This is a genomic window from Oceaniovalibus sp. ACAM 378 (assembly GCF_008085915.1).
Taxonomy (GTDB): Bacteria; Pseudomonadota; Alphaproteobacteria; order Rhodobacterales; family Rhodobacteraceae; genus Oceaniglobus.
This window is the reverse complement of sequence record NZ_VSJK01000008.1, coordinates 283,070-289,359: the sequence shown is the minus strand read 5'-3', so window position 1 is coordinate 289,359 and position 6,290 is coordinate 283,070. Positions and strand designations below refer to the sequence as shown.

The 6,290-nt window shown below is 61.1% G+C and carries 7 protein-coding genes; 3 read left to right on the top strand and 4 right to left on the bottom strand.

What is annotated here, in order from left to right; all coding sequences use genetic code 11:
* Positions 1–357 precede the first annotated feature (357 nt).
* Complete coding sequence (locus tag FQ320_RS13195) at positions 358–2,124, top strand: ABC transporter ATP-binding protein (protein WP_148472958.1); 1,767 nt, start codon at positions 358–360, stop codon at positions 2,122–2,124.
* Between the two features lie 142 nt (positions 2,125–2,266).
* Here FQ320_RS13195 and FQ320_RS13190 read toward each other — a convergent pair whose 3' ends face one another.
* From FQ320_RS13190 to FQ320_RS13175, 4 genes are all read right to left on the bottom strand, one after another.
* The gene (locus FQ320_RS13190; RefSeq protein WP_148472957.1) at positions 2,267–2,695 is read right to left on the bottom strand and encodes a YqaA family protein; all 429 of its coding nucleotides are present in this window, start codon (positions 2,693–2,695) and stop codon (positions 2,267–2,269) included.
* 357 nt (positions 2,696–3,052) lie between these two features.
* Positions 3,053–3,658: a biotin transporter BioY gene (locus FQ320_RS13185; RefSeq protein ID WP_148472955.1), complete on the bottom strand. Its 606-nt coding sequence runs from the start codon at positions 3,656–3,658 to the stop codon at positions 3,053–3,055.
* Between the two features lie 71 nt (positions 3,659–3,729).
* On the bottom strand, positions 3,730–4,152 hold the full coding sequence (locus FQ320_RS13180) for a DUF6314 family protein (RefSeq protein ID WP_148472953.1): 423 nt from the start codon (positions 4,150–4,152) through the stop codon (positions 3,730–3,732).
* Entirely contained in the window at positions 4,149–4,484 is a 336-nt protein-coding gene (locus FQ320_RS13175) for a hypothetical protein (protein WP_148472952.1), read from the bottom strand. Before FQ320_RS13175 ends, FQ320_RS13180 begins: the two co-directional genes overlap by 4 nt.
* Positions 4,485–4,559: 75 nt before the next feature.
* On the opposite strand from FQ320_RS13175, the gene purB reads away from it, so the two are divergent.
* A complete protein-coding gene (purB, locus tag FQ320_RS13170) occupies positions 4,560–5,867 on the top strand; it encodes an adenylosuccinate lyase (RefSeq protein ID WP_148472950.1) in 1,308 nt (435 codons plus the stop codon).
* 108 nt (positions 5,868–5,975) lie between these two features.
* Positions 5,976–6,140, top strand: coding sequence for a hypothetical protein (locus FQ320_RS25680; protein WP_187393894.1), 165 nt, complete (start codon positions 5,976–5,978; stop codon positions 6,138–6,140).
* Positions 6,141–6,290 lie beyond the last annotated feature (150 nt).

Below are 6,290 nucleotides of genomic sequence, written 5' to 3'. Positions count from 1 at the left end.
CAATCCCCATAGCAACAAACCACCCACCAAGCCCAACCCCGCGATTTCCCGCTTGAGCGCTTCTCCGACGCCAGGCAACGTCCCGCGTCACTCAAACGTCGCGCGGGGCGTCCGAGAAACCTACATCCAACCTGTCGTTCGTCTCAAGAAGCGCGAAGATCTGCATTCAGACTATCAGAGATTTCCCCATCACAGTTCTGACGGAAAAGTCTGACAGGGCCGCCGCTTCATACCCGGCTTTGCCAGACCCTGCACGCTCACGCACCGCCGCCACAGGCGTGGCCCGCCGATCCGCGGCGTACTTTCCTATTCCGGTCGAAGAGGCTAGCAAAGGGCCAACCACCGGGAGCGTGAAAGATGCCAAAGCCGATCCTGCCGCCCACGTCGCGCTCTCTCATGGGCAGGCTCTGGCGCGAATATATCGTGCGGCACTGGGTGTGGATCGCAGTGGCCTTTGCGACGATGGTGATCGAGGGGTCCACCGTCGGATTGCTCAGCTACATGTTGCAGCCGATGTTCGATCTGGTTTTCGTACAGGGCAATATAAACGCCATGTGGTGGGTCGGGCTGGCGATTTTGGCGCTGTTCCTGGTCCGCGCGCTGACCGGCGTTATTCAGCGGGTGTTGCTGGTCCGGGTCGCGCAACTGTCGAGCACGGCGATGCAGGTCGATCTGCTGGATCACATGATGACTTTGGACACCGGGTATTTTCAAAAGAACCCGCCGGGGGCGCTGATCGAACGGGTTCAGGGCGATACTCTGGCCGTTCAGGGCGTGTGGCAGGTGCTGATTCAGGGGCTGGGGCGCGATATCGTCGCGCTGGCGTCGCTGTTCGTCGTCGCGCTTTTGGTGGATTGGGTGTGGACCCTGACCGCACTGGTCGGCATTCCGCTGCTGGTTCTGCCATCGATGGCGCTGCAACGTTATGTGCGCCGCAAGACCGGGCAGATGCGCGATGCCGCCACCCAGCGATCCACCCGCCTTGACGAGATTTTCCATGGCATCCGCGAGGTCAAGCTGAACGGGATGGAGCCCTATCAACTTTCGCGTTTTCGCGCCGTGGTGGACCGGATCGTGCGGGTGAACATCAAGACGACGGCGGGCCAGTCGATGCTGCCCGGCATGATCGACATCATGACCGGGGTCGGGTTTTTCGGCGTGCTGATCCTCGGCGGACGCGAGATTATCGAGGGTGACAAGACCGTCGGACAGTTCATGTCGTTCTTCACCGCGATGGCTCTGGCGTTTCAGCCGTTGCGTCGTCTCGGCTCACTCACCGGGATATTCCAGATCGCGGCGGCGTCGCTTGAGCGGCTTTATGGCATCTTCGACCTGCGCCCATCGATCCGGTCGCCCGCCGCGCCCCAACCCGCGCAGGCCTTACAGGCCGATGTGGTGTTCGACGGCGTGACCTTTGCCTACGATGATCAGCCGGTGTTGGACGATCTGTCTTTTGTCGCCCGCGCCGGTCAGACCACAGCGCTTGTCGGCCCGTCCGGCGCAGGGAAAAGTACCGTGTTCAACCTGTTGACCCGGCTGGCCGACCCCGACCTTGGCAGCGTGCGGCTGGGCGGTGTCGCGGTCAGTGAAATGGAGCTTGGCGATCTGCGCGCACAGTTTTCGACGGTGACACAGGATGCTTTGCTGTTCGACGAAACCCTGCGCGACAACATCCTGATGGGGCGCGAGGATATATCCGAAACCCGGTTGGCCGAGGTTCTAACCGCTGCCCATGTCAGTGATTTCCTGCCCAAATTGCCCAACGGACTGGACAGCCCTGCCGGGCCGCGCGGATCGAATCTGTCGGGCGGTCAGCGTCAGCGCGTCGCCATCGCCCGCGCCCTGCTGCGCGACACGCCGATTCTGCTGCTGGACGAGGCGACATCAGCGCTGGACGCGCAATCCGAGGCGGTGATCCAGACCGCGCTTGACGGGCTGTCGCAGGGTCGCACAACGCTGGTGATTGCCCACCGGCTGGCCACGATCCGCAATGCCGACAAAATCGTCGTGCTGGACCGGGGCCGCGTGGTGGAACAGGGCACTCATGACGAACTGCTGGCGGCAGACGGGGTTTATGCCGATCTTTACCGTTTGCAATTCAGGGACGGTGTGAAGGCGCTGTGACTTGGCCGCAGACTGTGGGCCCCAGAATGTGGGCGCCACTTTGACTGGCAAGCTGGCCGGGCTGTAAATCGCAGAATTGCGTTACGGATTGATAAACTTTTGCACCGGCACCGGGTCAAGGCGACCGGACCATTTCGGACCGCTAAAGCCAGGCGAATGTCAGGGCCGCGAGAACCAGATATCTGGTTCCTTTCGCAATCGTGACCAGAAGAAGAAATGGCATCAGCGGCTCTCGCATCAGGCCCGCGACCACGGTCAGCGGATCGCCGACCACAGGCAACCAACTGCCCAAAAGCGACCACCGGCCATAACGCCGATACCAGTTCTGTGCGCGATTGAGTTGATGCTCTGAACTTGGAAACCATCGGCTTTCCTTGAACCGCAGCAGATAGCGCCCGAGAAACCAGTTGATGACAGAGCCCAACACATTGCCGACCGTCGCGACCATGATCAGAGCGGATGCGGGGTGAGTGTCGGCAGCCAAAAGCCCGACCAGAACTGCTTCTGATTGCATCGGCAGGATCGTCGCCGCCACAAGGGCCGAACTGAAAAGAGCAATATAAGCGATCATGTCTGAAACATTGCCTGACGCCAGCATTCTCGAACAGGTTCAACATCCTACCGACAAACGGTCGGCTTTTGAACGATCCCTGCGAGGGATTTCACGGCAATGGGGATTGTCGTTTTCGCAACCCGCTACGATGCAACCGGCCATCGGTTTGTCAGCGGATTAAAATCCTGTGAGATTCTGACAGGTTTGTAGCGGTGGCGTGAGGCGTGGGTGCCGGTGCAGGCGGCGACACTTAAAGCAAAGGCTTAGAGCCGCCCTCGGTCGCGACCAACTGGATTCTGCCCGGATCGCGCTGCCTTCCGCAACGGGCGAGCGGTATTTTACCGCGCCCGTTGCATTGTAAAATCTGCTGTCGGTTTAGCCGCGTGCGCGTCCGACCAATGCCCAAAGACCGGGCAGCAGCACCGCCGCCAATGCCAGCTTCAGCGCATCACCGAACAGGAAGGGCGTCAGCCCCCAGGCCAGGATCGGCTGTTCCCAGCCATAGACCTGCCCAAGCCACAACAGGCCGGGGATATACAGCACGGCGTTGCCGATCAGCATTGCCATCGCCATCTTGCCGACAGACTTGTCCCAGCCGCGCCGCGCCAGCATTCCAAGCGCCAGAGTGGCCAGAACATAGCCCAGCAGAAATCCGCCCGTGCCGCCCATCATATAGGAAACACCGTTCAGCTCGTTGGTCGAGCTCTGGAAGATGTCAAAGCCGATCATGCCAAGGATCATGTACCCCATGATCGTCGCCAGCCCCAGACGCGGCCCATAGGCAGCGCCGATCGACAGCACCGCAAAGGTGGCCATGCTGATGGCCACAGGACTGCCGGGGACCGGAACCTTGATCTTGGCACATATCGCAAGAATGGCGATGCCAGCCACCACCAATGCGGCCTGTTTCACCCGCAGCATTGTGCCGCTGTCGGGTCCGAATGCCTCGACCAGCACGCGGTCGGTTGTCGTTGTCGCCATGGTCCGTCTCCATCTGGGTCGTTGCCGCTGTTTCTGCACCAGCAAGGACAACGCCGCAAGCCCGGCAAATGTCAGCGCCGATACACAGTCACCATTTCATAGTCCTTCCTCGGCCCGCCAACCCGCCAGAGCGCCCGCCACTCAGGCCACCCGGCAAAGTCATAGTTCACCCGGTACATATCGGGCGAACAAGCGTGGGTGTCGCCCGTTGTCGCGCCTGACAGATCGATGCGGTGAAACCGCCGTCCGTCTTCAAATCGCACATCAACACCACCGGGCAGCGGGTGCCACAGATACTGCCGCGCCGCCTGCATCACCTGCCCGCCAAGGCTCAGTGTGCCCTGTTCCCGGTAGATATATCGCGAACCGTCGCGGGTGATCTCCGCCGCACCCTCCAGAGTGCCGCGTTGCCCAGCGTACCGGTCATCAATCACCCGCGACAGGTGCCAGCCCCCCAGAAAGTCGTTTATTTCCAATGTTTCTGGCCATGTCACGGGATCAGCGCGCCCTCGATGACCGAGCCATTCGCGCCAACAAAGCGGATCAGCTCGCCATGCACCGACTCGACGGTGAAGCAGCTCCACCCGCCGGGCACCAGATCGGTACAGAACCGATTACGCTCGACCTTCCAGAGGCCACCGCGCGCGACGTCGCCGCTCAGGGTCGTAACCCCGGACCGTTCAAACCGCTGCACGGTGCCGTCCAGCACAACACCATGTCCGGCCAGCAGGTCAAAGATATGCCCGCCGTCCTGTCTTTCCCAATCATGGGCCGCCGAGGGCGTTGCCACCGTCAACGCCAAAGCGACCATCCGCCACATATGCATCGCCGCCTCCTTGCCGCCCCTGCCCTGCCAGTCTAGGACTGCGCCGTCCCCGCAGCAATCCCGAGGCAGTTCCAGATGATCCCCCGTTATTCCCGCCCCGAAATGGTCGCCATCTGGTCGCCAGAAACGAAATTCCGCATCTGGTACGAGATCGAAGCCCACGCCTGCGACGCCATGGCAGAAATCGGCATGATCCCCAAGGAAAGCGCGGCAGCGGTGTGGAAGGCCAAGGATGTGCCGTTCGACGTCGCGCGCATCGATGAGATCGAAGCAGTGACGAAACACGATGTCATTGCCTTTCTGACCCATCTTGCTGAAATCATCGGCACGGACGAATCGCGCTTTGTCCATCAGGGCATGACCAGTTCCGATGTGCTGGACACCACGTTCAACCTGCAACTGGTCCGCGCCACCGACATTCTGCTGGCCGACATGGACGCGCTTCTGGCCGCCCTGAAACGCCGCGCGGTGGAACATAAGGACACAGTGCGGATCGGCCGGTCGCATGGAATTCACGCGGAACCCACCACCATGGGCCTGACCTTCGCGCGCTTTTACGCCGAAATGGACAGGAACCGCACCCGCCTGCGCACCGCCCGGGCAGAAATCGCCACCGGCGCTATTTCAGGCGCCGTTGGCACATTCGCCAACATCGACCCCAGCGTCGAAGAGCACGTCTGCAAACAGTTGGGCCTGACCCCCGAACCGATCAGCACGCAGGTGATTCCACGCGACCGTCACGCCGCCTTCTTCGCCTGTCTTGGGGTGATCGGATCCAGCATCGAAAATATCGCAACCGAAATCCGCCACATGCAGCGCACCGAAGTTCTGGAGGCCGAAGAATTCTTCTCCAAGGGTCAAAAGGGTTCGTCAGCGATGCCGCACAAGCGCAATCCGGTGCTGAGCGAAAACCTGACCGGCCTGGCCCGGCTGGTGCGGATGGCGGTCGTGCCCGCGCTTGAAAACGTGACGCTTTGGCATGAACGCGATATTTCTCATTCCAGCGTCGAGCGAAACATCGGCCCCGACACCACGATCACGCTGGATTTCGCACTCTCCCGCCTGACCGGGCTGGTGGACAAACTGGTGATCTATCCCGAAACCATGTTGGCCAACATGAACAAATTCCGCGGTCTAGTGATGAGCCAGCGCGTGCTGCTGGCCCTGACCCAGGCGGGTGTCAGCCGCGAGGAAGCCTATTCCATGGTGCAGCGCAACGCGATGAAAGTGTGGGAAAAGGGTGCCGATTTCCAGACCGAGCTTTTGGCAGATCCGCAGGTCACGGCGGCGCTGTCACCGGCCGAGATCGCCGAAAAATTCGACATCGGCTATCACACGAAACACGTCGACACGATCTTTGCCCGGGTTTTCGGCAAAGACTGACCGGCGGCGTTCGTTCACAAGGTTGTGATACCCCGGCGTGGAGCGTTTCTGCGCCGGGTGCGGTTTTCGTGCTATCTTTCGTTTGCCCAACGAAAAGGAGAGTGCACGATGAAATTTCGATTGATCCTCGCCTCTGCCGCACTGGCGCTGGCCCCGGCCTTGGCGACGGCTCAGGACTGTTCCAAAAACCGCGGACAAACTGTGATGTCGTGCGCCGACGGCTTCGTCCTCGACGCGACGACAGGGGCCTGCATCGAAAAGGCCACCAGCTGATCCTGACCGGCGGCGCGCCTTTGCGTTGCCGGTTCATTTCGCGGTTTCACGAGATCCTTTCGCGTCTTGTTATTGCTCTGACGGCTGTTCTTGCGCTGCTTGCCGCCGGTCTGGGGCACAGCGCCGCCTCAGGGGCGCACACCTTGCGTT

Bases quoted from the DNA above. Each gene is read 5' to 3' on its own strand.
- purB (WP_148472950.1), top strand. From the start codon at position 4,560: ATGATCCCCCGTTATTCCCGCCCCGAAATGGTCGCCATCTGGTCGCCA.
- FQ320_RS13185 (WP_148472955.1), bottom strand. From the start codon at position 3,658: ATGGCGACAACGACAACCGACCGCGTGCTGGTCGAGGCATTCGGACCC.
- FQ320_RS13175 (WP_148472952.1), bottom strand. From the start codon at position 4,484: ATGCATATGTGGCGGATGGTCGCTTTGGCGTTGACGGTGGCAACGCCC.
- FQ320_RS25680 (WP_187393894.1), top strand. From the start codon at position 5,976: ATGAAATTTCGATTGATCCTCGCCTCTGCCGCACTGGCGCTGGCCCCG.
- FQ320_RS13195 (WP_148472958.1), top strand. From the start codon at position 358: ATGCCAAAGCCGATCCTGCCGCCCACGTCGCGCTCTCTCATGGGCAGG.
- FQ320_RS13190 (WP_148472957.1), bottom strand. From the start codon at position 2,695: ATGATCGCTTATATTGCTCTTTTCAGTTCGGCCCTTGTGGCGGCGACG.